The sequence below is a fragment of the Pseudomonas jessenii genome, from assembly GCF_002236115.1.
In the GTDB taxonomy this organism is placed as follows: domain Bacteria; phylum Pseudomonadota; class Gammaproteobacteria; order Pseudomonadales; family Pseudomonadaceae; genus Aquipseudomonas; species Aquipseudomonas jessenii.
On record NZ_NIWT01000002.1, the window covers coordinates 619,500 to 644,414 of the forward strand.

Genomic DNA, 24,915 nt, shown 5'->3' on the forward strand with positions numbered 1-24,915 from the left:
TCGAACTCCTTTCTCAGCGGTTATACGGCCGATGCAGTTGGCATTCGGGGTTGAGGGTCACGCCGAAACCTGGCTGGTCGAGCGCGGACAGGCGCATGCGGCCATTGACCGGCACCGGTTCGCCGAGCAATTGCGGGTGGAACATCGGCACCACTTCGTCAGCCTTCGGCGCCATCATCAGGAACTCGGCGAAGGGGCTGTTATGCCTGGTGGCGACGAAGTGGTAGCTGTACACCGAAGAGCCGTGAGGGATGACCAGCGCGTTGTGGGCATCGGCCAGGGCCGAGATCTTCACCAGTTCAGTGAGGCCGCCGCACCAGCCGACATCCGGCTGGATGATGTCGCAGCAGCCCATCTCCAACAGCATGCGGAAACCCCAGCGGGTGGCTTCGTGTTCGCCGGTGGTCACCAGCATGCCCTTGGGCACGTTATTGCGCAGAGCCGCGTAGCCCCAGTAATCATCCGGCGGCAGGGCTTCTTCGATCCATTTCAAGCCGTATTCGTGGGCGCCGACCGCCAGTTTGGTGGCGTAGTTGAGGTCCAGGCTCATCCAGCAGTCGAGCATCAGCCAGAAGTCAGGGCCGACGCGTTCGCGCATGGTGGCCAGTTCTTCGAGGTTCTTGCGCAGGCCTTCCTCGCCCTCGGCCGGGCCGTGGTGCAGCGGCATCTTGCCGCCGATGAAACCCATTTTCTGCGCCAGGTCCGGACGGGCGCCGGTGGCGTAGAACTGCAACTCGTCGCGCACCGCACCGCCGAGCAACTGATGCACGGGCTCCTGGCGGATCTTGCCGAGCAAGTCCCACAGCGCCAGGTCGACGCCGGAGATGGTGTTGATGACGATGCCCTTGCGCCCGTAATACAGGGTCGACTGGTACATCTGGTCCCAGATTTTTTCGATGTCGGTGACCCGGACGCCTTCAAGGAAGCGCGCCAGGTGTTTCTCGACGATGTACGCGGCAGGTTCGCCACCGGTGGTCACGGCAAAACCGACGGTGCCGTCGCTGGCTTCGATTTCCACCACCAGGGTGCCGAGTACGTTGATGCCGAAGGTGCGGCGGCTCTGGCGGTACTCCGGGTATTTGCTCATCGGCGTGGCGATGTGATCGTCGATCCAGTGGCCGTCGGCCTGGTCGTGATAATCCGCGCCGCCGCCTCGCAGAGTGAAAGCGCGGACGTGTTTGATGGTTGGAATGCCCATGGTGTGACTCCTCAGGTTTAAACGGTGGCCGGTTTGTTCGAGGCTTTATGGCCGGGCGCGCGTATGCCCAGCACCAGCAACGCGGCGATGACGGTGGTAGCGGCCAGCACGTACAAGCCTGCTGCCGGTGAGTGGAAGGCGCCTTCGGCCCAGTTCTTCAGCACCGGGGCGATGAAGCCACCGAGAGCGCCGAACGAGTTGATCAGGGCGATCCCGGCCGCGGCGGCGCTGCCGGCGAGGTAGCTGGAGGGGAAGGTCCAGAACACTGGTTGCACGGCGATGAAGCCGGAGGCGGCAAAGCACAGGGCGATGATCCCCAGCAGCGGGTTGCTGAAGGTCACCGAGCAGGCGATCCCGGCGGCGGCCATGAGCAAGGTCAGGCACGCGGTGCGGCGGCGTTCGCCGGTGCGGTCGCTGTAGCCGGGAATCAGGTAGGCGGCGATCAATGCGCAGATCCAGGGGATCGCTGTCACCAGGCCGACCATCAGCCCGACCTTGGTCCCCAGCAGCCCTCCGACCTGGCTCGGTAGATAAAACACCACGCCATAGACGCTGGCCTGGATCAGCAGGTAAATCAGGCACAGGTACAGCACCGAGGGTTGGCAGATCACGTTGAGCAGGCTGCGGCCGTGGTTCTGTTTATGGCTGTCTTCCTGATCGAGCAGGCTTTGCACTTGTTGGCGTTCCTCGACGGTCAGCCACTTGGCGTCGGCCGGGCGGTTGTCCAGATACCAGTAGGCCCAGATGCCCACAGCCGTCGCCATCAGGCCTTCAACGGCAAACAGCCATTGCCAGCCGTGGAAGCCGGCGAAGCCGTCCAGCTCCAGCAGCAGGCCGGACAGCGGGCTGCCGAAGATGAACGCCAGCGGTGCACCGAAATAGAAGAAACCCATGGCCTTGCCGCGCACGGCGCTGGGGAACCAGTAGGTGAGGTAGAGGATCACGCCGGGGAAGAAGCCGGCTTCGGCCACGCCCAGCAGGAAGCGCAGGATGTAGAAGCTGGTTTCTGTGTGGGCGAAGACCATGGCGGCGGAGACCAGCCCCCAGGTGACCATGATCCGGCACATCCACAGGCGGGCGCCGACGCGGTGCAGGATCAGGTTGCTCGGCACTTCAAGCAACGCGTAACCCACGAAAAACACCCCGGCGCCGAAGGCGAAGGCGGCATCGCTGATATTGGTGTCGGCTTGAAAGGCTTGTTTGGCGAACCCGACGTTGGCGCGGTCGAGGAAGGCCATGATGTACATCAGCAGGAGAAACGGGAGTAGCCGCCAGGAAATTTTGGCGAGCAGAGGCGCGGGTAGAGTCTTCATCGCAGTTTTCCTTTGGTAGGGCATTTGTTCTTATGGGGAAGACTGTACGGCCGCTGATCGATGCGTTACAAATCGAATCTAGCTCACAACTGATACCTTCAGGGTATCGATAAAAAAGGCCCGTCATGACCACGCCGATCATCTCCCGCAGCCTGCTCAATCGCCTGCGTTACAAGCATCTGCACATGTTGGTGACGCTCAGCAGCAGCCAGAACCTGCACCGCGCTTCGCAAAGCCTGAACATGTCGCAACCGGCGGCAACCCGCATGCTCCATGAGATTGAAGACATGTTCGGCTGCGATCTGTTCGAACGCCTGCCGCGGGGGATGCGCCCGACAGCGTTGGGCCAGGAGCTGATTCGCTTTGCCGAGTCGGCCCTCAGTGGCCTCGACCGTTGTGCCGAGGATCTGATGGCGCGGCAGCTGGGCGGCTACGGCTATCTGTCGATCGGTACCATCATGGGCGCGGCGCCGGGCCTGGTGATGGATTCGATTGCTGAAATCAAGTCGCTCAATCCGCAGCTGCGGATCCGCATCATGGGCGACACCAGCGATCAGGTGATCCAGTTGCTGGAACAGGGTCGCATCGACCTGGCCATCGCCCGGCGCAATGCCGCCACCGACAGTGAGCATTACGTCTTCGAGCAACTGGGTAACGAACGCTTGCTGGTGGTGGTGCACGCCGGCCACCCGCTGGCGCGACGCAAAAAACTGGAGATGGCGGAGCTGGTCAGCGGTTGGCCGTGGATCCTGCAACCGGAAACCAGTCCGGCGCGCATCGGTCTGGATCAGGCGTTGCAGCGCCTGGCGTTGCCGTTGCCGGCAGACATCATCGAATGCAGTTCGGTGTACTCCATGCAGCAACTGATTCAGCTGACCGACGCGATCATGGTGCTGTCGGAAACCGCATTGCGCGACTATCTTAAAATGGGCCTGGTGGTGGCGTTGCCGGTGGAACTGGATGTGCAGATGGCGCCATTCGGGTTGTTGTTGCGCAAGGGCGAGCACATCAGCCGGGAGTTGGGGTTGTTCATCGATCTGCTGCGACGAAAAGCCGCGGTTTTTTGATTTCTTGGTCAGTTTTTAGTTTTCCGCGAAGGCATAAGCCTATAAACTTAACCTTTCGGTCAGCTTTGCACTGTCAACAACAGCCCTTTGCATCGTCGAAAAGGGCTTCTGCAAGACTCGAGATTTCCAGAACATAACCAGAAGGGCGGACCCCATAACCGCCCAGAGGATGATCCATGTCCAACCGTGATATATCCCGGCGCTCGTTCCTTCAGGGCGGGCTGGTAGCGGGTGTGAGCGTGACGCTCACGCCATTGAGCAGCCAGGCGCTGGCCGCCTTGATGGAAAACAGCGTGACCGTGCCGTCCGAGCAGTGGCTTGGCAACAATGGCAAGGCGCGCGCCCGTAACGATGCCTTGTCCAAGGTCTGCGGCAGCAAGGTCTTTGCCCGCGACATCCGCGCCAAGGACATGCCGGGCTGGCCGCAGCAGCAAGGCCACGCCATGCTGCTCAAAACCATCAAGGCCGACCACATCTTTGCAGGCATCGACCTGTCGTGGCTCGGTGCCGAGTTGCAACCGGACCGCATCGTCACCGCCGAAGACCTGGTCAAGGACGGTATCGTGTTCCCCGAGGAGCACGCCCCGGATCCGCTGTTGCCGGCCGGCAAGGTGCCGATGTTCATCGGCCACCCGGTGGCGATCCTGATCTGGAACGACTTCGAGCGCTTCCGTCAGGCCAAGAACCAACTCAAATTCAATGACAAGGCGATTCGTTACGGTGCCCAGGTGCCGTTCTACGAAGGCGATCCGTACGGCAGCTTCCGCTACGTGCGCGTCGGCGGCGCGACCTCGGCGGACGAAGACGAATTCGCCAGCCTCAAGGATTCGATTCTGTTCCCGATGCTGAAAAACCGTCGTCCGGTGTGGAACTCCCAGCCGAACCTGCACGGCAACTTGACCGAGCGCGGGTTGTTCTACGCCGAGCGCATGAAGCAGCAGATCGATACGCCGCCGGACAACTGGCTGGTGTTCGACGAACGCTACAAGACCCCATCGATCGAACCGGCCGCCCTGGAGCCTGACAACGGCAACGGCTGGTACGACCCGGCCACCAAGACCCTGCATTTCGTCGTCGCCACCCAGTGTCCGCTGGAAGCCGCGACCGAAACCGCGAAGATGATCGCGCCGTCGCGTTTCGGCCTGGCCAACCTGAACATGCACCCAGGTTACACCGTCGGTTACGGCTCCAAGGACCACAACATTTTCGTCTACTACGCAGCCCTCGCAGCGTTGTACGGCGCCGGTGTACCGGTACGCCTGGCCAACGACCGCTACGAGCAGTTCCAGAGTGGCATCAAGCGTCACCCGTTCGACATTCGCTACCAATTGGCGGTGGACAAGAACGACCACAGCTTCAAGATTTTCCGCTCCGAGATGAGCGTCGACGGTGGCGGACGAATCAACTACAGCCCGTCGGTGGCTGCGGTGGGCGCCACGGCCGCACAGTCGATCTACTACATGCCGCAGAACGATCTGCAGGTCACGGCTTATCACTCCCGCGCCGTTGAAGCCGGGTCGATGCGTGGCTACGGCACCCTGCAAAGCATGGCGGCGACCGAGATGATGGTCGACGAAATCGCCGATCGCCTCGGTGTCGATGCCATTGAGTTGCGTCGCAAGAACGCACTGCGCTCGGGCATGAAAAACACCCAGGGCGCGATCCCGGCCGGTGCCTTGCGCCTGCACGAGATTCTCGACAAGGCGGCGGTCCACGACACCTGGAAAAACCGCGACGCGATCAAGAAACAACGCGAAGCCGCCGATCCGGACAACTGGTACGGGGTGGGTTTCGCCATCTGCCAGAAAGACTTCGGCACCGGTTCCGAAGCGCCGATGGCCAGCATTGAATTCACCGCCGAAGGTCGCATCAGCCTGCGCCACATCGGTATCGAAATCGGCACCGGCATGTCCACCTCCCAGGCCATGGTCGTGGCCGATTTCCTCGGTGTTCCGGCGCACGAAGTGAAGACCGGCGAAACCGAATGGAAAGAGTTGCAGCTGGTCAGTGGCGGCAACCCGTACATCATGAGCCAGGCCGAGCAGGACAACTTCCTGCGCAATCCACGCTGGGTCGGCAAGGTCGCTTCGGCTTCGTCGGCCACCAACTCGGCGTACTACTTCAGCCACGCGACCCGTGAAGCGGCGCGCGTGCTGTTCAACCACGGCCTGTGGCCGGCGGCGCTGGAAATCTGGCGACAAGGCCCTTACGGCGGTCAGGCCAACCCTTACGTGGTGCGCCGCGAAGACGCCCATTGGGTCGACGGCAAGCTCACGGCCAACGGTATGGAGCCACTGCCTTTCGCCATGCTGGCCAAGCGCGTTCACGAACGTGGCCTGGTGAGCGGCGCCACCGTGCACGGTTTCAACCGCTGGAGCTGGGCCGAGGCCGAGTTCAGCATCGATGGCGTGCGTGAGCGCTTGCCGCTCGACGGTCTGGCCGTGAAGTACGGCGACGGTGCACCGAAGGCGAAGAAGGCGCAGATGAACAGCGCCGGTTTCCATCTGCTGGATCGGCAGGGCATCGCCTACCCGGCAACCCAGCTGAACAACGCGGCGGTGACTTACTACAGCCCGGTCGCGACGCTGGTGGAAGTGAAGGTCAATAAGGGTTCGAACGAAGTGTCGGTACTCAACCATCACTCGTGGGTCGAGTGCGGTCGGGTGCTGGTGGAAGAACTGGTCAGGGGTCAGCTCGAAGGCGGGATCGCCATGGGCATCGGCCATGCGCTGATGGAAGAGATGCCGTTGTACGAAGGCGGGCCGGGGGAGGGTGACTGGAACTTCAACCGTTACCGCTTGCCGATGGCGCGTCACGTCGCGGTGTGGAAACAGACCGCGGAAATCCTGCCGCCATTGTCGCCGAGCGACCCGTCCAAGGGCATCGCCGAGGTGGTGATGATCCCGGTGGTCGGTGCCATCGGTAACGCCGTGGCCCATGCCATCGGTAAACGTGTCCGCGACCTGCCTATCACTTCTGCACGCATCAAGGAGGCCCTCAATGGCTAACCGTCCGCTTCAACTGACCCTCAACGGTCAATCCGTCGGCCCGGTGGACATCCCTGATGACCTGCCGATGATCGACTACCTGCACGAATACAAGAACCTCACCGGTTCGCGCCTGGGCTGCGGCCAGGGCATCTGCCACGCCTGCGTGGTGATCGTCGACAACCCGGACGGCACCAGTGAAGAAGTGCGCACCTGCATCACCGGCGCGCACTATTTCGAAGGCAAGAAGGTTCGGACCATCGAAGGCCATGCGACCTGCGACGAGCAGGGTAAGGTCACCGAGCTGAACCCGATCCAGCAGCGTTTCGTCGACGAGTTCGCCTTCCAGTGCAGCTACTGCGCGCCAGGCTTCGTGAATGCCGCGACCGTGCTGGTGGAAAAGCTGCAGCGTCAGCCCATCGTCAAAAGCCAGCTGGAAAAAGTCATCGAGGACAGCCTCGGTCATCACATCTGCCGTTGCACCGGGTACGTGCGCTACTACAGCGCCACCCGCAACGTGCTGACCGATCTCGGCCTGGTCAAGGAGGGTTAAGCATGAAGCTTCTACTTAGCCGCCTGGCGTTGGCGGTTGGTCTGGCTGCGCCTGTGGTGGCAGCTCACGCCGATGATGCACAGGTCAAGCAAGGCGAGTACCTCGCCCGCGCCGCCGACTGCATGGCGTGCCACACCGCACCGGGTGGCGCGCCGTACGCGGGTGGCCTGCCGATCGTGTCGCCGTTCGGCACGATCTACGGCACCAACATCACCCCGAGCAAAGAGCACGGTATCGGTCTGTACAACGATGACGAGTTCTTCGCCGCGCTGACCGAAGGCAAGCGCCGTGATGGCGCGAACCTGTATCCGGCGATGCCCTACACCTCGTATCACCTGATCCCGCGTGCAGATTCCGACGCGATTCATGCCTACCTGAAAACCGTCGAGCCGATCGAACGCGCGGCACCGGTCACCAGCCTGAGCTTCCCGTTCAACGTGCGCCTGGGCCTGATGGGCTGGAACATGATGTACGGCAAGGACGTGAAGCTGGAACCGGCTGAAGGCAAAAGCGAAGCCTGGAAGCGCGGTCAGTACATGGTCGACGTGCTGGGGCACTGTGGCGAGTGCCACACCCCGCGCGGCCTGCCCGGTGCTATGCAGATGGACAAACGCATGACCGGCGGCATTCTCAATGGTTATCTGGCGCCGAGTCTGCTGGCGACAGATCTGGCGTCCCGTGGTTGGAATCATCAGGACCTGAGCTCGTTCCTCAAACACGGCATGAGCGCCCAGGGCACGATGTTCAACGAGATGTTCCCGGTGTTCCACAACAGCACCCAGGGCCTCAGCGATCCGGATCTGGCGGCGATGGCGACTTTCCTGCTCGGCGATCAGCCGCCTGCGGCGAAAGTGCTCGTCGAAGTGCCGTTGGACAAACTGAGCCCGAGTGCCCAGCGTGGCCGTCAGGAATATTTGAATGTCTGCGCCGGTTGCCATGCGCCGGGCGGTGAGGGCAAACCGCACATCGCCGTCGCCATGCGCGGCAACACCACGCTGCGCCTGGAAGATCCGCGCAACCTGGTGCGGGTGATCGACGACGGTATCGGTGAGCAGAAGTTCTCCGGATTCGAACACATGCAACCGATGCCAGGGTTTGTCGATAAGCTGAATGACGAACAACTCACGGACCTGCTGAACTACCTGCGTCAGGGCTGGGGTGGTCAGCCGAATGATCTGGCAGTGAACGACGTGCAGAAGTTGCGGGCCGATGCGCCGCCGCTCGAGCACAAGGCCCACTGATATGCAGCATCTGGATCTGCAAGTGGTGCGTCGGGCGCTGGAGTGGTCGGCGGCTGGTCAGCGCATCTGGCTGTGTACGGTGCTGGCCACTTACGGCTCGGCACCGCGCGCACCGGGTTCGCTGCTGGCGGTGAACACGCAGGGGCACTGGATTGGCTCGCTGTCCGGTGGCTGTGTCGAGGAAGACTTTCTCGAGCGGGTCGCCGAGGGCGCGTTTCTGGAGCCAGTCAGCGTTGTTCGTTACGGCGAAGGCGACGATCCACGCTCACGCGTCAGCCTGCCCTGTGGCGGGGTTCTGGATGTACTGGTCGAGAAGCTTGATGCCGATTGCGAGGTGCAAGCGCATCTGCGGGAACTGGAGTCGGCGCTGTTGGGTCGACGTCGGTTGATCCGCGAAGTGGATCTGCAAAGCGGTGCGCGCAGCTTGTTCGATGATCGTGAGCAGGGTGTGCGTATCGAGCGTGAAATCGACCGGGTGCGTGTACGCGTCGGCGCGGCCCAGCGCTTGCTGCTGGCGGGGTATTCCAGTGTCGCCCAGGCCTGTGCGGAGTTTGCCGTGGGGCTTGGGTTCGAGGTGATTCTGTGTGACCCGCGGGACGAAGTGCTCGAAGGCGTCGTGCTGGAAAACGTGGAGATTCGCCGTCAACTGCCGTCGGTGTTCATCGCTGACGGCGGTTGCCACAGCGACACGGCGGTGGTGGCGTTGACCCACGATCCACGTATCGACGATTTGGCGATGATGGAGGCAGTGCGTACCGAAGCGTTTTACATCGGAGTGATGGGCTCCTTGCAGACTTCGCAAAAGCGCTTCGAGCGGTTGCGGCGCATCGGTGGTCTGGGGGATGTCGAGTTGGGGCGGATTCATGCTCCCATCGGGCTGAACCTGGGCAGCAAGACGCCGGCAGAGATCGCGCTGGCGGTACTGGCCGATATCTTGCGGATCCGAAGCGGTATCCCACGAGATCGTCTCTAACCCCCAAAACCTGTGGGAGCGAGCTTGCTCGCGATGAGGTCGTAACATCCAACACATTCGTTGGCTGCCAGACCGATATCGCGAGCAGGCTCGCTCCCACAATGTATTGCGTGTCGCTTAGTACCCGAATTTATCCCGCAATCCGTAATACCACGCACCCAATGCCGCAAACGGTGTGCGCAGCAATTGGCCGCCGGGGAACGGGTAGTGGGGCAGGTCGGCAAAGGCGTCAAAACGCTCGGCCTGGCCGCGCAGCGCTTCGGCCAGCACCTTGCCCGCCAGGTGCGTGTAGGTCACGCCATGGCCGCTGCAGCCCTGGGAATAGTAGATGTTGTCGCCCAGGCGTCCGACCTGGGGCAGGCGCGACAGGGTCAGCAGGAAGTTGCCCGTCCACGCGTAATCGATCTTCACGTCCTTGAGCTGCGGGAATGCCTTGAGCATCTTCGGCCGGATGATCGCTTCGATGTTCGCCGGATCCCGCGCGCCATACACCACGCCACCACCGAAAATCAGACGCTTGTCGCCGCTGAGGCGGTAGTAGTCGAGCAGGTAATTGCAGTCTTCGACGCAGTAATCCTGAGGCAGCAATGTCTTGGCCAGTTCTTCACCCAGTGGCTCGGTAGTAATCACCTGCGTGCCGCAAGGCATCGACTTGGCGGCCAGTTCCGGCACCAGATTGCCCAGATAAGCGTTGCCGGCGACGATGATGAATTTGGCCCGGACCTTACCCTGCGGCGTATGCACCACCGGGCTGGCGCCGCGCTCGATGCGTATGGCCGGCGACTGCTCATAAATTGTCCCGCCCAGGGACTCGACCGCCGCCGCTTCACCCAGCGCCAGGTTAAGCGGATGGATATGACCGCCACTCATGTCGAGCATCCCGCCGACGTATTGATCGCAAGCCACCACTTCGCGGATGCGGCGTTGATCCATCAACTCAAGCTGGGTGTGCCCGAAACGCTCCCACAGGCGCTTCTGGGATTCGAGATGACCCATCTGCTTGGCGGTCATCGCGGCGAACACGCCGCCGTCCTTCAAGTCGCACTGAATGTTGTACCTGGCGACCCGATCACGAATGATTCGCCCACCCTCGAACGCCATCTGCCCCAGCAACTGGGCTTGCTTGGGACCGACCGTGCGCTCGATGACATCGATATCGCGGCTATAGCTGTTAACGATCTGGCCGCCATTACGCCCGGACGCCCCGAAACCCACCCTGGCAGCCTCGAGCACCGTGACCTTGAAGCCGTTCTCCAGCAGAAACAGGGCAGCGGACAGCCCCGTATAACCGGCGCCAATCACACAGACATCGGTCTCCACATCATCCTGCAACGCCGGGCGCGGTGGAACCGCATTGGCCGATGCGGCGTAATAGGATTCTGGGTAGGGAGTGTTAGCCATCCGGCAGCCTCTGTTTAATATATTTTACGAGTGCGTTGATCCTACCCGAGTTGAAAATCGCCCGCCAGCACCCGGAAAATCTTCTTTGTACCGGCAAAATTAAATATTTTGCATATTCATAGGGTTAGCGCGAAAAAAGGTGTTGACACCCCTCCGGAATTCCGTAGAATGCCGCCTCACAGCAGGCACGTAGCTCAGTTGGTTAGAGCACCACCTTGACATGGTGGGGGTCGTTGGTTCGAGTCCAATCGCGCCTACCAAACAAAATCCGCTCTGCTGGGCGGTCTAGAAGGGCTCACCGAAAGGTGGGCCCTTTTTTGTTGTCTGGTGTTTGGGCAAACTTTGGGAATATTTTGGGCAAACGACCACCGCGCTACATCTTCAGGTCGGCTTTCACCTTCATGTAAACCATCGCTTCATCACCGTGCCTCGCTTGGTAGTGCTCGGCCATCTTCTCGTCTGCATGCCCCATCAGCGCTTGGAAGGACTCCTGTGGGAATTTCTACCGTTCGTACAGCCATGTCCCCAAGGCTCGGATCTCATGAGAAGTGGGGCGCTCGCCGGCCGGTACGTGGTCGTAGGTGTGCGCGGCGCCCCCGGGCCTCGGGCCTGTAGTGGATCAGGCGCGGTGACGCCAGCGGCGACCGCGGCATTCACTGACAACCTCATGTAGCGCGGCCCTCATAGCGTTTCATCGCCCTCCGTTCACCTGCAGGTTCAATGTTATTTTTTTTCAGGGTTGTGTTCGGGACACTTGGCGTTGCGCTGGGTAAAGTCATTACCGCTTGCCCGGCCTGGTGTGTTTCAGATGGATTACTGAATGGCCAGCAACTGGTCAGGGTGGGCACCAATTCGAGACAAGGTGCAGGCGACAAAAACCAAGTAGTTCAGCGTGGCGGATCTGCCACTGCTTTCGCACCTTGCAGGCGTTCAGCGCACGCCCCTTGTCGGGGCCGCCTCTGCCGGAGAAGTCAAAGCCCTGGCAAGGCGATCCGAACGGCAAGGCCTCTTTACTTGGGCCAAAGCCTCAAGCAGATGATCCTTCGCCTCGTCGAAGGTGCATTCGCGCCTCCCCCCCCCCAAAAAAAACAGAACATGACTTTGAGCTGCCGCTTGCTGAAGTCACGTAGCCACAATGGCCGCTTCCGGTTTAGCGATCCGCAGGTGCTCACGCCAGAGCCGTTCGAAGGGGATAATCATGCCCCGCGCGCACTGGGTAGTGCAGTTGCGCAGATCGGCCAGCACCCTGTCGATGCAGTTGTCCGGCATGCTCTTCACCACCTTGACGCATGTGCTAAACGCCATTCAAGTGATGATTGATGCACATGATCAAGCAGTCACCACGGCTTCTTACTGAATGGAGGGAGTTGTTGCCTTTAGTGAGCTTCTTGAATTTCGCTTGCAGTCTACTGTGGCACATGGGCAATCCTTTGTAATTATAAGGGTCCTTATTTAACTTCATAAGGATTTCCTCGTTGCCAATAACACGCTCCTCACCGCTTGTTAGTAAATCAAGCACTACACATTCCATGCGAGTTAATTTGATAATCGTCAGATTGTTAGAAGATAGGCGTTGGGGTTTGTTAAACACCGTAACGTCGGCCTATTGATGCGATCAGATACACACTTAGAGCTGCGCTGGTCGATCCAGGCAGCAACTTCATCCAGTGCAATAAAGTCTTCGTCGGAAGGATTGAGCGGGGCGGCGGTAAGACATTCTGACATCGCGCTTCCTCCATGAAAAAAATCTTAGCCAAGAGGTGCGCACACTGTAGGTAGCAGGCGAAAAACTCCCGTATGGGCGGGCTTAACGGGTGAGAAAAAAAGGGTGGGTGCTGATCCGTCAGCATATATTGAGTTTCGTTAGTGAGTTACGGCGCCGCTGTAGTGCGGGACAACTGGATTGCCTTCAGGCTTCTTGTTGCTTTTGTGGGTGAAGGGCGTGGCGAATGATTCAGGTAGGTGCTACTTCCCATGACCGTTGGCGTAATTAACGAGGGAGTCCATAGAAACTCTTGGTTTTTATTCTCGTCTTTAACGTTTTTCAGGCGCCAAATATTTGAACTTTTTAAGTTGATCGAAAAGCGATTGGTCTTAGCGCGATTTATTCATACGCCCCATTACAATCTCAGCCATAAGTAAGAAAGCGTCAAACTGGAACAAGCGGCGAGGAGTACTGCAACCCAAAAAAAGACAAAATATTGACAACAAAAAACAGTCACATTCTCCCTATTAAGTCGGTGATATATCATGATCAAGATCATGGCCTGCTTTTTAATAGGAGCTGTAACTGCAGGATGCAACGGCATCGTAAAACCCGACTTTTCGGGATCTGCGAATGATTCATATTTTTTAGTCTACTCGGGCTTTCCCGCACCGTATCTATACATGGCCTCGGCCGTGCAATGGAACGAGGACTACGCCGTAACCACTCGCCACACTCCGTTCATCCCCAACGTGAAGTACAGCTGCAGCACAGGTTGTGATCTCGTCTTCATCCTGCACAAGGCCAACGGCCGCTACCCGTCATGGCGCGCACCGCGTGTGGGCGAGAGCATAACTGCCGTTGGGGCGAGTCCTTACTTCATGACCACTACCGGGAAGGGCAAGGTGTATGAAACGCCTTTCGTCAATGCCGCTGAACACAGCGGTGATCTCTATGCCATCCACGATGCCCCGCTGATCAAGGGCATGTCGGGCGGGCCGGTCCTTGCAAGTGACGGCCATATTGTCGGCATCAATATTGGTTTCTATTCAACCACCCTGAACGATGTGAGCAATCACTCCGGCGTAAAGGGGGCTGAGAGGCTCAGCATCTTTATTCCATACTCGATCATTCAGCGCGAGTGGGGGATATTGCAGGCAAAACTTGACGACCCGCACGGCGCGAAGTATGTCGCGAAATAACTTTTAGCTTTCAACCCATTGGCCATCGCGCGTACCAGATAAAGTCCGCTCTGCTGGGCGGCCTGGAAGGGCTCACCGAAAGGTGGGCCCTTTTTGTTGTCCCGGATTTCTTCAGGTGTTCACAACGTATCGGGCTCGTTCACGCTGGGCAATGTGAACGTTGATGCGGGCGCGACGATTGCTGAGCGGATACCGGGCCACCAGTGATTGCCAGGTAATCGTTCAGATCGTCGCCAGCCTCAATAGGCGTCAGAGGGCAAAGGTCGCTGCAAGGCCGTGGTGGCCTTCCTGTGCTCCTGCGATCAGATGCATTGGGATGTTCTGTTGTACTTCAATGGACGGTACTTCGAAGCTCCCTACGATCTGGAGGTGGCGCTCGCTCAGTTCGGTCGACTTTCCTGCTTTTTCCTTGGCCATTCTCGCGTGGTTCATTGCGATTTCGTTGAGCGTTGACACGTTACATCTCCCGGTGACTGACCAAGCGTATCGCTGGCGTCCTTAAGCATTGATTGAATGGCTGCGGCGTCAGAATCCTGTCATTCCGGCGCTGCTACGGGCGATCTTAGCAAGCCTCAAGCCACGGATACGGGCGAATTCCTCGTTGTGTTCCGGCAGGCGACGAATGGCGGGTACCAGTGAATGATGGTCCGGATTTTTTGTTATTCAGGCGTAAACTAGCAAGGCGACCTTATCAAAAGGAGCCGCCTATGAACGCCGATCAAATGAGCAAACAGGCACCTGTGGACACGACTGTCTGGGATCGATATTTCTGCGCTGCATTGATTGCCGAAAGCAATCTGACTGCCCCGATTGTGGGCGAGGCTACTCACGAGGACAGGCAGAACCTGTTGATCGAGAGGGCCAGAGTCCTCGCGGATAAAATGATGCAAAACCGAAGATAACCAGAGCCCAGCCGTCGCGCTGGGCTCTTTGCATGCGGGGTCATGCACCGATGCTGGGGGCGTGCGCATTTCGGATCAGACGATCAACTCCACCTTGCCGCTCGCCAGGCGATAGATACCGCCCACGATCTTGAGCGCGCCTTTGCTCTGCGCATCAGTCAGCAATGGCGAGGCCTGTTTCAGGCTGTTGACCGAATTCTTGACGTTTTGCGCGGTGGCGTTTTCCATCAGGTTCCCCGGCTGCTTGAGTACTGCCTCGACTGCCGACTTGAGTGCGTCAGTCAGTTTCGGGATATGACCGGGGAAAATTGTCTGATCCTTGACCGCCTTGATACCGGCCTCGATGGCACCGCAACTCTCATGCCCGAGTACGAGAATCAGCGGGGCGCCCAGTACGGCAACCCCGTATTCAAGACTGGCCAAGCCTTCCGGCGTAACGAAGTTGCCCGCGACGCGGATGGAGAAAAGATCGCCGCGCGCGGTGTCGAACGCATATTCCGGGGCGATCCTCGAGTCAGAGCAACTCAGCACGGCCACGAACGGATTTTGGCCGGACACCAAGGCCTCTCGCTCTGCCTTGAAATCGTGCGTCGTGGAAGTGCCGCCTACATATCGTGCATTGCCCTCCATCAGTCTTTTCAACGCCATGTCGGGACTGATTACGTTTTGAGGTTTGGGTGGGGCTGACGCTTTTTCGGCTGCCTGGATGATCTTGCCGGGCAGTGTGCCGGTCAGCAGCAGGGCGCCTGCGCTCAATCCGGCAAATTGAAGAAAACGACGACGGCCTGTTGTATTTGAAGCAGAGCTTGAATCACATGATTTACACATGATTTTGTTTACTCAGTTCAATGGGGTGAGAGTGAGTTGCTGTTGGGGCGGGTACTGCCACGGACGCTCAATACCGGCGCAGTGGAGTCTAGTAGGTCTGTCATATTGTGTTCCGGGCATTGTCTGCGGATGGCGTGCACGCAGCCATTTCATGGGCTACTACTGACAGGCTCATACAACTTCGACCTGGCAGGAGTTTCTCGATGCTGACTCAATGGTTTCTGGCGGCGGTTCATCTTCTGGCATTTGCCTTGGGATTCTGGGCGGTATTGGTTCGAGGCACGGCTTTTCGGCGTTTGGCCGATGGCGCCACAGAGGTGCGCAGTGTTTTGATGGCGGACAATATCTGGGGTATTTCAGCTGTCGTTTTATTGATCAGTGGCGGGATGCGAGCCTTTGGCGGGTACGAGAAGGGCGCGGACTATTACCTGCATCAGCCGCTGTTTCATCTGAAGATGACGCTGTTCGTCCTGATCTTGTTGCTGGAGATTGCGCCGATGGTGACGCTGATCAAATGGCGGATAGCGCTTGCCCGTAAAGTGGCGATCGATACCGGCCGTGCGAAGCTGTTTGCACGGATCAGTCATATCGAGGCGCTGCTGGTGTTGCTGATGGTGGTGGCAGCGACTGGCATGGCGCGAGGCGTGATGCTTGGTTGACTGCGCAGTGAACGCATCCTTCCCTGGGGTAAACCAGAAAAGTCTGACAGCAAAAGGATGGAGCTTGCCGCTAGTATCGGCCCCAGGGGGTTGGGTGGGGGCGAAAGCGCAGGGCGATGGGGTGCTGAATCTTTAGCCAGCCGTAATTCCGGACTGAACGGGCTGGCTACTGACTGCAACAGGATTCAGGATTGCGGCTTTTCCGGGGCGGTCAGGCCGGCCTGAATGCGCTGGTAAATTTCTTCACGATGCACTGCAACGTCCTTCGGAGCGTTGATGCCGATCCTGACTTGCTGGCCGCTTACGCCCAGGATGGTGATCGTAATGTCATCACCAATGTTTATGCTTTCACCGACTTTGCGGGTGAGTATCAGCATGGTCTTCTCCTTGATTGCTTTGTGGGGCACCTGATTCGGACAGTGCAGAGGTCGGTGGTATGTATAGATTAGTGCGAAGTCTCGTGGTTTGGGTGCCTCTTTCTGACGCGCAGATGTGGCATTAATTCCCAAGGCGTAACTATACAGAGGCCGCAATCATCAATCTCGTTGTTTTGAGCCCATTTTACGGCACTCGTGAAGTATTCATGGGTGTTAAAATCGCCGCTTTATGCATTTGGAGGGAAGCGTCGTGCGCAAAATGGTTTTGATCATCGCGATATTGGCACTGGCGGGATGTGGCGAGGGCAGCCGTGTGGATGCGCCGAAGCCCAAGCCGGCCATGGCTGCCGTACCCGCGCCAGTGTCCGGTCCGCAATGGGATCTTGAAGTGCGAGGTGAAACCCCTCAGGCGGTCAGTGATCTGAGTGGCTGGCTGATCGAGCACAGTTTCATGTCCAGTGTCGTCAAGGAGAATGGCAATACCCGAATCCTGGTGGGGCCATTCAATTCGAAAGCCGAAGCCGAAGCCAAACAGGATGAAGTTCGCGCGGCACTCACTCGCGCGAAGAAACAGAACATCGAATTGCTGGTGCTTGAGCGTCCAGCCGCTCAATAACGTAGCGCAGACGTTGAAGAAACAAAAAAGGCCTCGGGCGTTTAGCACCGGGGCCTTTTTTGTTTTAGTGTCCCGTCCTGGATTCAGCCGCAGGCCTTCATGTCTACCGGGCCGACGAACTCGTTGCCGCGCCCCATGACGCACCCCACGCTCTGATTGCGTTGGCGTTCCCAGGCCTGTACCGGATAGGTCTTGTCCCAGGCTTCGTACAGTTGTCGATCCTGTTTCGACAGGCGCAAGCCATACTGCTTGCTCATGTAGAAGTAGGTCCGGGCGATCATGCCGCGAATGGAAGGGCGGGGCATAACTTTCTTGGCCTTGAAGTCGACCTGGGTCAGGCAGGAACCATATTGCCCCGACTGCTCGGGCAGCCAGCCAAAGCTGAAGTTGCTGCGATCGCCATTGACCTCGCCAATGCTGGGCACCAGGTTGTGCAAATCAGCCTCGGCCTTCTGGTAAACCGGGTCGTAGCGGGTGCAGTTCTTGCGACCGCCCTCTTGCCAGCACTGGCGTTGATGGCCGATTTGCCAGGCCGGAACAATATGCTCCCACTCGATGCGGGATGCGCGCTTGGCATTTTTACGTGGCACATAACCGCAGGCTTCAAGGTTCACCCGGTTGCCGGTGTACTTGCAGCCACAGTAAAACTCGGTGGACTGGGGCGCGTAGAGCTTCCAGGCGACCTTTTTCGCTTCGGTAAAAGTGCGCGGCGCGTCGGCCTGCGCCCCCATGACAAAAAACAGAAACAGCAAAGCAAACCAGCGGACACTCATCGACTTAATCTTCCTTCGGCACAACCCAGAAAATCTGCACACCGCCATCGTCGCGATAGGCGAGGGTGACGTTGTCGTTTTCGTCTATTTCTTCCAGCAAGCGTTCCCATTCATCCACCGGCTCGTCGGGAAGGCGGAAGATCAACGCTGCTCTGGCTTTTTGTGCGGTGGGGGAGTTGATGATTTTCTGAACGCGCAGGCCCATGCGTACATAGGTGTCGGGAGAGGCTGAGGTGGTGTCCACGGAATTATCCTTATTAAGCTGTACGTGCATACAGTATTTAACTGTAGGCCATTTCGCAACTGCTTAAAAACCAAGAAAATCCTCTGACAGCGATTTGTTCCGTTTGGCGTAAGGCGAAGGGATTTTTTTTGTAAGATCCGCGGCAGCCACTCGCCAAGGCTGGCGAATGGCGCACGGGGTGCCCGACCGGATCCGGTCGGGCGAGGGCGAGGGCGAATCAGTATTCCCAGAACATCCGTTGCAGTTCTTTGCTGTCATTGGTTTTGGTCAACGCGACCATCGCCAGGACCCGGGCTTTTTGTGGATTCAGGTCGTTGGCCACGACCCAGTCGTATTTATCGTCAGGCTGTTCGGCGTTGCGCAGTACAAAACCGCCGGCGTTGACATGGGAGGAACGAATGATCTGCACGCCATCCTTGCGCAGGGCTTGCAGGGCGGGCACCACTCGCGACGATACCGAGCCATTGCCGGTGCCGGCGTGGATGATGGCTTTGGCGCCGGACTGAGCCAGGGCCTTGTAGGCGGTGTCGCTGACGTTGCCATAGGAATAGGCGATCTCGACGTCAGGCAGGCTCTTGATGGTCTTGATGTCGAATTCGGAATCCATGGTGTGACGCTTGGCCGGCAGGCGGTACCAGTAGGATTTGCCTTCTACCACCATGCCCAGCGGACCCCAGGCACTTTTAAACGCTTCGGTCTTGATATTGATCATTTTGCTGACGTCGCGACCCGACTGGATTTCATCGTTCATGGTCACCAGTACACCTTTGCCTCGCGCGTCTTTGCTGCTGGCCACGGCCACCGCGTTATACAGGTTCAGCATGCCATCGGCGGACATCGCGGTGCCTGGGCGCATGGAGCCCACGACGATGATCGGCTTCTCGGTTTTTTCCACCAGGTTGAGGAAGTACGCCGTTTCTTCCAGGGTGTCGGTGCCGTGGGTGATCACGATGCCATCGACGTCTTTGCTATCGGCCAGCTCGGCTACGCGGCGACCCAGTTGCAGCAGGTTTTCGTTGGTGATGCTTTCGGAGGCGATTTGCATGACCTGTTCGCCGCGAACGTTAGCCAATTGGCTCAGTTCAGGAACGCCGGCGATCAACTGTTCAATGCCGACTTTCGCCGCTTGATAGGTTGCGCTGTTGGCGGCGCTGGCCCCCGCGCCGGCAATGGTACCGCCGGTGGCGAGGATCACCACGTTGGCCAGTTTTTGTTGGGTTTCGGCTTCTTTGGCCTGAAGGGCAGTGGGTAGAAGCAACAGCAGGGCCAAGGCGCCCGGAACAAAGGTCTTGAGTGCAGATGTCATTATTTTTCTCTTCTAGTTGTGAGACGGTGCGGATGCAGGTTCATCTAGATACGCCCCGGGCGAATCTGAACGCCGGGAGTGTGAGGGGAAGAGCAGGATCTGTACCAGTAATACGCTGAATCGAAAAACACATCTAAGTTAATGATTTGTAACGGTATTGCTGTTTGTGTCCAGAGCGGTTTCGAGGCTGGGCGTCCGGAATGCCGAACATGTTTAACTTTCGCGTTCGGCTCTCCGAAACGGATCGCGGTCTTGTTTAGGATTTAAACGGGTCAAATCATCCGTCATGACTAAAGAAACGCCCGAGCCGGTCGATGCTCCTTCAAGGGATCTTTTTCTTCAGGAGTTCACATGTCGTTATCTGTTGGCATTCCCAATGCCGCCGGCATCACCATCGCTGGAAAATCGGCCACCACCCTTCGTGCCTTGAGCGACGCAGCCGCTGATTCGGCTGCTCGAGCGCCGGGTGCAAAGGAAAGCGATGGCAACCAGGTCAAGACGGGCCCGGTAGGTCTGGGGGAGGGTGCCGGCGTAAAGGCCGAATCGGAAGCCAGCGATAACACCAGCGTTGCGGTGAAGGTCTTGCTCAAGCGTCTGAAGGAATTGCAGCAGCAATTGCGCGAGCAACAGCAGCAACTGGCACAAGCCCAGGCAGCGTCCTATCCAACCCCGGAAGCCAAGACCACAGCAGTAGCAGCCATACAGGGGCAAGTTGCCGACACCAACGGCGCCATCCTGCAAGTGAGTGCGAGCCTGATCAAGGAAATGGCCAAGGGTTCTGGCACGGGATCGGTGGTCAATACCACGGCATAGCTGAATGCCGTTTTTCGCCAAACATAGCTGAAAGCGCTTTTCAGGTCGTTGACAAATACCGGCAGGGTTCGCATAGTTTGGTTCACGCAAACGTTTGCGCGGCTCCAATGATGGCTTTTCATCACGGCGGGCCGTGAAGCTTACGCCAGCGCAAGCGTTGCTCACAATAATCATAAGATCGGAGTGAACCCATGAAGCTGCCATTCGCTGGACGTCTTCTCGCTGTCGCTATGTTGGCTGCTGCATCCGCTGCATTGCCTGTCTCTTCGGCTTTTGCTGAAACCACTGAAAAACCGAAAGTCGCTCTGGTCATGAAATCCCTGGCCAACGAGTTCTTCCTGACAATGGAGGACGGCGCCAAGGCCTACCAGAAAGATCACTCCGGCGAATTCGACCTCATCTCCAACGGCATCAAGGATGAAACCGACACCGCAGGCCAGACGCGTATCGTCGAGCAGATGATCCTGGCCAAGGTCAATGCACTGGTGATTGCGCCGGCAGACTCCAAGGCCATGGTCCCGGTGATCAAGAAAGCCATCGATGCCGGTATCACCGTGATCAACATCGACAACCAACTGGACCCCGCCGTCGTCAAAAGCAAAAACATCAATGTTCCGTTCGTAGGCCCGGACAATCGCAAGGGCGCACGGCTGGTGGGGGACTACCTGGCCAAACAGCTGAAGGCCGGTGACGAAGTCGGCATCATCGAAGGTGTGTCCACCACCACCAATGCCCAGCAGCGGACTGCAGGTTTCAAGGATGCGATGGAGGCGGCGCAGATCAAGGTCGTGTCCCTGCAATCCGGAGACTGGGAGATCGACAAGGGCAACAAGGTAGCCGCGTCGATTCTCAGCGAATACCCGCAAACCAAGGCCCTGTTGGCCGGCAACGACAGCATGGCGGTCGGTGCGGTGTCTGCGGTGCGCGCCGCGGGCAAGGCCGGCAAGGTGCAGGTGGTCGGCTACGACAACATCAATGCCATCCAGCCTATGCTCAAGGATGGTCGCGTGCTGGCCACTGCGGACCAGTTCGCGGCTAAACAGGCGGTGTTCGGCATCGAGACTGCATTGAAGATTCTCAAGGGCGAGAAGGTCGACGGCGGCGCCAACGGCGTGATCGAAACGCCGGTAGAACTGGTCACCAAGTAGCCTTCTGGCGACGTAACGGCGCTCGTCCAGCCGGACGGGCGCATGGAGAGTTTTTATGTCAGTTTGCGCTCCGAACGCTGTCCTTTCGGTCAGTGGTATCGGCAAGACTTACGCCCAACCGGTCCTGGCCGGCATCGACCTGACGCTCATGCGCGGGGAGGTGCTGGCGCTGACCGGTGAGAACGGTGCGGGCAAAAGCACGCTTTCGAAGATTATTGGCGGGTTGGTCACGCCGACCACCGGCCAGATGCAGTATCAGGGGCAGGACTACCGTCCGGGTAGCCGGGCTCAGGCTGAAGCGCTGGGTATCCGCATGGTCATGCAGGAACTCAATCTGCTGCCGACCCTGTCGGTGGCGGAAAACCTGTTTCTCGACAACTTGCCCAGCAAAGGCGGCTGGATCAGTCGCAAGCAGTTGCGCAAGGCCGCCATCGAGGCCATGGCTCATGTCGGGCTAGACGCCATCGACCCGGACACCCTGGTCGGCGAACTGGGCATCGGCCACCAGCAAATGGTGGAGATCGCCCGCAACCTGATTGGCGATTGTCATGTGCTGATTCTCGACGAGCCGACCGCGATGCTCACTGCCCGCGAAGTCGAAATGCTGTTCGAGCAGATCACCCGCCTGCAGGCTCGCGGCGTATCGATCATCTACATCTCCCATCGCCTCGAAGAGTTGGCGCGAGTCGCGCAACGCATTGCCGTGCTGCGCGACGGCAACCTGGTCTGTGTCGAGCCGATGGCCAACTACAACAGCGAGCAACTGGTCACGCTGATGGTCGGCCGCGAGCTCGGCGAACATATCGATATGGGGGCGCGCAAGATCGGCGCTCCGGTGTTGACGGTCAAGGGCCTGAGCCGGTCCGACAAGGTTCGCGACGTGTCGTTCGAAGTCCGTGCCGGAGAGATTTTCGGGATTTCCGGTTTGATCGGCGCGGGGCGCACTGAATTGCTGCGTCTGATCTTCGGTGCGGATATCGCCGACAGCGGCACGATTGCCCTGGGGGCGCCGGCGCGGGTCATCAATGTGCGTTCGCCAGTGGATGCGGTCGGGCATGGCATCGCGTTGATCACTGAAGATCGCAAGGGCGAAGGCCTTTTGTTGACGCAGTCGATCGGCGCCAATATCGCCTTGGGCAACATGCCCGGCATCTCCGGCGCGGGCTTTGTCGACAACGATAAGGAGCGCGCCCTGGCCCAGCGTCAGATTGACGCCATGCGCATCCGCAGTTCCGGTTCGGCACAACTGGTGTCCGAGTTGTCCGGCGGCAATCAGCAGAAAGTCGTCATCGGCCGTTGGCTGGAGCGCGATTGCTCGGTGTTGCTGTTCGACGAGCCGACCCGCGGCATCGACGTCGGCGCCAAGTTCGATATCTACAACCTGCTCGGTGAATTGACCCGCAAGGGCAAGGCGCTGGTAGTGGTCTCCAGCGACTTGCGCGAGCTGATGCTGATCTGCGACCGGATCGGCGTGCTGTCGGCAGGAAGCCTGATCGATACCTTCGATCGCGACAGCTGGACCCAGGATGAGTTGCTCGCCGCTGCTTTCGCCGGCTACCAAAAACGTGATGCGCAGCTCGTTGAAGCCGCGCCTAGGGATCTTCCATGAATACCGCTTCTTATGCCGGCAAACGCAGTGGCAACTTCTACGGCCTGGGCACCTATCTGGGCCTGGCGGGTGCCTTGTTGGCGATGATCGTGCTGTTCTCGGTGCTGAGCAGTCATTTCCTCTCGTACGATACTTTCAGCACCCTGGCGAACCAGATTCCGGACCTGATGGTGCTGGCGGTCGGCATGACCTTCGTGTTGATCATCGGTGGCATCGACCTTTCGGTAGGCTCGGTACTGGCGCTGGCGGCTTCGACCGTGAGCGTGGCGATTCTTGGCTGGGGCTGGGGCGTTCTGCCGGCGGCGCTGCTGGGCATGGCCGTCGCGGCGCTCGCCGGTACCATCACCGGCTCGATCACTGTGGCGTGGCGGATACCATCATTCATCGTGTCCCTGGGCGTGCTGGAAATGGCTCGCGGTGTGGCGTACCAGATGACCGGTTCGCGTACGGCCTACATCGGCGACGCGTTCGCCTGGTTGTCCAATCCGATCGCCTTCGGCATTTCGCCGTCGTTCATCATTGCGTTGCTGATCATTTTCGTCGCTCAGGCCGTGTTGACCCGGACGGTGTTCGGTCGCTACCTGATCGGTATTGGTACCAACGAAGAGGCCGTGCGGCTGGCGGGGATCAACCCGAAGCCCTACAAGGTCCTGGTCTTCAGCCTGATGGGGTTGCTGGCCGGCGTTGCCGCGTTGTTCCAGATTTCTCGCCTGGAAGCCGCCGACCCGAATGCTGGCTCCGGTCTTGAATTGCAGGTGATCGCGGCCGTCGTGATCGGCGGGACCAGCCTGATGGGCGGGCGCGGCTCGGTGATCAGCACGTTTTTTGGCGTCCTGATTATTTCCGTGCTGGCCGCGGGGCTGGCGCAGATCGGGGCAACCGAACCGACCAAGCGCATCATTACCGGTGCGGTGATCGTGGTGGCGGTGGTGCTGGATACTTATCGCAGTCAGCGCGCAAGCCGGCGGACCTGAGTCATGGCGACTATCAAAGATGTAGCAGCCCTTGCCGGCATTTCCTACACCACGGTTTCCCATGTGGTGAACAAGACCCGGCCGGTCAGTGAAGAAGTCCGGATCAAGGTCGAAGCGGCGATCCAGACCCTCGACTACGTCCCCAGCGCCGTGGCCCGTTCGCTCAAGGCCAAGACCACGGCCACCATCGGCCTGTTGGTCCCCAACAGCCTCAACCCGTATTTCGCCGAACTGGCCCGGGGTATCGAGGATTACTGCGAGCGAAACGGCTACTGCGTCATCCTGTGCAACTCCGACGACAATCCGGACAAGCAGCGCAGCTACCTGCGTGTGCTGCTGGAAAAACGCATCGACGGCCTGATCGTCGCCTCGGCCGGCGGCGACAGTGGCCTGGCACAAGGCCTGAAAGGCGTCCGCACGCCAATGGTGATCGTCGACCGCGGACTGGACGGTGTCGATGCGGACCTGGTGCGCATCGACCATGAATACGGAGCGTATCTGGCGACCCGGCACCTGTTGGAGTTGGGGCACCGGGATATCGCCACGATCAGCGGGCCGCAAAGCACCAGTGTGGCGCAGATGCGTCTGGCGGGTTATCGCAGGGCTTTGAAGGAGGCGGGCGTCGAAGTCTCTCCCGGGCGCATGCTGGAAAGCGATTTCACCAGCACCGGCGGTTACAGCGCTGCCGCGATTCTGCTGGAAAGCAATCCGCCTACCGCCGTTTTTGCGGCCAACGACATGATCGGCATCGGTGTGCTGAGGGCCGCCGCCGAGCGCAATATTCGCGTACCGAGCGAGTTGTCGGTGATCGGCTTCGACGATATCCAGATGAGTCGGTATGTCTACCCGTCGCTGACCACGGTCGGGCAATCGATCCTGCAGCTCGGCGAAATGGCTGCCGAAGTGCTTTTGCGCCGAATCGCCACGCCGGGTCTGGCGACCGGTCAGCGGATCGTGACGCCGAGTATCGTCATGCGTGAATCGACGGCGCCGCTGGCCGGCGTGTTTGCCCAATTCCGTTGAAAC

At 59.2% G+C, this 24,915-nt stretch carries 24 protein-coding genes and 1 tRNA gene; 15 read left to right on the plus strand and 10 right to left on the minus strand.

Features of this window, described 5'->3' with window-relative positions:
- Positions 1–13 precede the first annotated feature (13 nt).
- Together rhmD and PSJE_RS07500 are read right to left on the minus strand one after the other, a co-directional pair.
- A complete protein-coding gene (gene rhmD, locus PSJE_RS07495) occupies positions 14–1,198 on the minus strand; it encodes an L-rhamnonate dehydratase (protein ID WP_090454236.1) in 1,185 nt (394 codons plus the stop codon).
- Between the two features lie 17 nt (positions 1,199–1,215).
- Positions 1,216–2,511: an MFS transporter gene (locus tag PSJE_RS07500; protein ID WP_090454238.1), complete on the minus strand. Its 1,296-nt coding sequence runs from the start codon at positions 2,509–2,511 to the stop codon at positions 1,216–1,218.
- Between the two features lie 125 nt (positions 2,512–2,636).
- Here PSJE_RS07500 and PSJE_RS07505 point away from each other — a divergent pair, with 125 nt between their 5' ends.
- From PSJE_RS07505 to PSJE_RS07525, 5 genes are all read left to right on the plus strand, one after another.
- A complete protein-coding gene (locus tag PSJE_RS07505; RefSeq protein ID WP_057715562.1) occupies positions 2,637–3,578 on the plus strand; it encodes a LysR family transcriptional regulator in 942 nt (313 codons plus the stop codon).
- 176 nt (positions 3,579–3,754) lie between these two features.
- Positions 3,755–6,586, plus strand: a complete 2,832-nt coding sequence (locus tag PSJE_RS07510) for a xanthine dehydrogenase family protein molybdopterin-binding subunit (protein ID WP_090454239.1) — start codon at positions 3,755–3,757, stop codon at positions 6,584–6,586.
- Positions 6,579–7,118 (plus strand): (2Fe-2S)-binding protein, encoded by a 540-nt coding sequence (locus PSJE_RS07515; protein WP_015095868.1) that lies wholly within the window; start codon positions 6,579–6,581, stop codon positions 7,116–7,118. Before PSJE_RS07510 ends, PSJE_RS07515 begins: the two co-directional genes overlap by 8 nt.
- Positions 7,119–7,120: 2 nt before the next feature.
- Positions 7,121–8,359 carry a cytochrome c gene (locus PSJE_RS07520; protein WP_090454241.1) on the plus strand — a complete coding sequence of 413 codons (1,239 nt, stop codon included), beginning with the start codon at positions 7,121–7,123 and terminating at the stop codon, positions 8,357–8,359.
- Position 8,360: 1 nt separating this feature from the next.
- Complete coding sequence (locus PSJE_RS07525; RefSeq protein WP_090454243.1) at positions 8,361–9,332, plus strand: XdhC family protein; 972 nt, start codon at positions 8,361–8,363, stop codon at positions 9,330–9,332.
- A 117-nt stretch (positions 9,333–9,449) separates the two neighbouring features.
- Here the strand turns inward: PSJE_RS07525 and PSJE_RS07530 are convergent, their stop codons facing one another.
- Positions 9,450–10,733, minus strand: coding sequence for an NAD(P)/FAD-dependent oxidoreductase (locus PSJE_RS07530; protein WP_090454245.1), 1,284 nt, complete (start codon positions 10,731–10,733; stop codon positions 9,450–9,452).
- A 183-nt stretch (positions 10,734–10,916) separates the two neighbouring features.
- On the opposite strand from PSJE_RS07530, the gene PSJE_RS07535 reads away from it, so the two are divergent.
- A tRNA-Val gene (locus tag PSJE_RS07535) sits at positions 10,917–10,993 on the plus strand.
- 862 nt (positions 10,994–11,855) lie between these two features.
- On the opposite strand, the gene PSJE_RS31260 is transcribed toward PSJE_RS07535, so the two are convergent.
- Complete coding sequence (locus PSJE_RS31260) at positions 11,856–12,002, minus strand: hypothetical protein (RefSeq protein WP_159439176.1); 147 nt, start codon at positions 12,000–12,002, stop codon at positions 11,856–11,858.
- A 981-nt stretch (positions 12,003–12,983) separates the two neighbouring features.
- Here PSJE_RS31260 and PSJE_RS07550 point away from each other — a divergent pair.
- A complete protein-coding gene (locus tag PSJE_RS07550; protein ID WP_057715556.1) occupies positions 12,984–13,640 on the plus strand; it encodes a trypsin-like peptidase domain-containing protein in 657 nt (218 codons plus the stop codon).
- 249 nt (positions 13,641–13,889) lie between these two features.
- Here the strand turns inward: PSJE_RS07550 and PSJE_RS07555 are convergent, their stop codons facing one another.
- The gene (locus PSJE_RS07555; protein ID WP_057715555.1) at positions 13,890–14,096 is read right to left on the minus strand and encodes a hypothetical protein; all 207 of its coding nucleotides are present in this window, start codon (positions 14,094–14,096) and stop codon (positions 13,890–13,892) included.
- Between the two features lie 251 nt (positions 14,097–14,347).
- Between PSJE_RS07555 and PSJE_RS07560 the strand changes: the two genes are divergently transcribed.
- Positions 14,348–14,542, plus strand: a complete 195-nt coding sequence (locus tag PSJE_RS07560; RefSeq protein WP_057715554.1) for a hypothetical protein — start codon at positions 14,348–14,350, stop codon at positions 14,540–14,542.
- Positions 14,543–14,617: 75 nt separating this feature from the next.
- On the opposite strand, the gene PSJE_RS07565 is transcribed toward PSJE_RS07560, so the two are convergent.
- Positions 14,618–15,370, minus strand: a complete 753-nt coding sequence (locus PSJE_RS07565; RefSeq protein WP_090454249.1) for a carbonic anhydrase — start codon at positions 15,368–15,370, stop codon at positions 14,618–14,620.
- A 203-nt stretch (positions 15,371–15,573) separates the two neighbouring features.
- Between PSJE_RS07565 and PSJE_RS07570 the strand changes: the two genes are divergently transcribed.
- Positions 15,574–16,029, plus strand: coding sequence for a DUF2214 family protein (locus PSJE_RS07570; RefSeq protein ID WP_057715552.1), 456 nt, complete (start codon positions 15,574–15,576; stop codon positions 16,027–16,029).
- A 185-nt stretch (positions 16,030–16,214) separates the two neighbouring features.
- On the opposite strand, the gene csrA is transcribed toward PSJE_RS07570, so the two are convergent.
- Positions 16,215–16,406: a carbon storage regulator CsrA gene (csrA, locus tag PSJE_RS07575; RefSeq protein WP_007975691.1), complete on the minus strand. Its 192-nt coding sequence runs from the start codon at positions 16,404–16,406 to the stop codon at positions 16,215–16,217.
- Positions 16,407–16,656: 250 nt separating this feature from the next.
- Between csrA and PSJE_RS07580 the strand changes: the two genes are divergently transcribed.
- Entirely contained in the window at positions 16,657–17,022 is a 366-nt protein-coding gene (locus PSJE_RS07580) for a hypothetical protein (RefSeq protein WP_057715551.1), read from the plus strand.
- A gap of 83 nt (positions 17,023–17,105) precedes the next feature.
- Here the strand turns inward: PSJE_RS07580 and PSJE_RS07585 are convergent, their stop codons facing one another.
- The 3 genes from PSJE_RS07585 to PSJE_RS07595 form a co-directional block, all read right to left on the minus strand.
- A complete protein-coding gene (locus PSJE_RS07585) occupies positions 17,106–17,795 on the minus strand; it encodes an endonuclease (protein WP_057715550.1) in 690 nt (229 codons plus the stop codon).
- Positions 17,796–17,799: 4 nt separating this feature from the next.
- On the minus strand, positions 17,800–18,069 hold the full coding sequence (locus tag PSJE_RS07590; protein ID WP_046041595.1) for a DUF1654 domain-containing protein: 270 nt from the start codon (positions 18,067–18,069) through the stop codon (positions 17,800–17,802).
- A gap of 187 nt (positions 18,070–18,256) precedes the next feature.
- The gene (locus tag PSJE_RS07595; protein ID WP_057715549.1) at positions 18,257–19,345 is read right to left on the minus strand and encodes an asparaginase; all 1,089 of its coding nucleotides are present in this window, start codon (positions 19,343–19,345) and stop codon (positions 18,257–18,259) included.
- 351 nt (positions 19,346–19,696) lie between these two features.
- Between PSJE_RS07595 and PSJE_RS07600 the strand changes: the two genes are divergently transcribed.
- From PSJE_RS07600 to PSJE_RS07620, 5 genes are all read left to right on the plus strand, one after another.
- Positions 19,697–20,158, plus strand: a complete 462-nt coding sequence (locus PSJE_RS07600; RefSeq protein WP_090454251.1) for a hypothetical protein — start codon at positions 19,697–19,699, stop codon at positions 20,156–20,158.
- A gap of 191 nt (positions 20,159–20,349) precedes the next feature.
- The gene (locus PSJE_RS07605) at positions 20,350–21,306 is read left to right on the plus strand and encodes a sugar ABC transporter substrate-binding protein (RefSeq protein ID WP_057715547.1); all 957 of its coding nucleotides are present in this window, start codon (positions 20,350–20,352) and stop codon (positions 21,304–21,306) included.
- Between the two features lie 55 nt (positions 21,307–21,361).
- On the plus strand, positions 21,362–22,915 hold the full coding sequence (locus PSJE_RS07610; protein WP_090454253.1) for a sugar ABC transporter ATP-binding protein: 1,554 nt from the start codon (positions 21,362–21,364) through the stop codon (positions 22,913–22,915).
- Positions 22,912–23,889, plus strand: a complete 978-nt coding sequence (locus PSJE_RS07615) for an ABC transporter permease (protein WP_057715545.1) — start codon at positions 22,912–22,914, stop codon at positions 23,887–23,889. The genes PSJE_RS07610 and PSJE_RS07615 overlap by 4 nt, the downstream gene beginning before the upstream one ends.
- A 3-nt stretch (positions 23,890–23,892) precedes the next feature.
- The gene (locus PSJE_RS07620) at positions 23,893–24,912 is read left to right on the plus strand and encodes a LacI family DNA-binding transcriptional regulator (protein ID WP_090454255.1); all 1,020 of its coding nucleotides are present in this window, start codon (positions 23,893–23,895) and stop codon (positions 24,910–24,912) included.
- Positions 24,913–24,915: the final 3 nt, after the last annotated feature.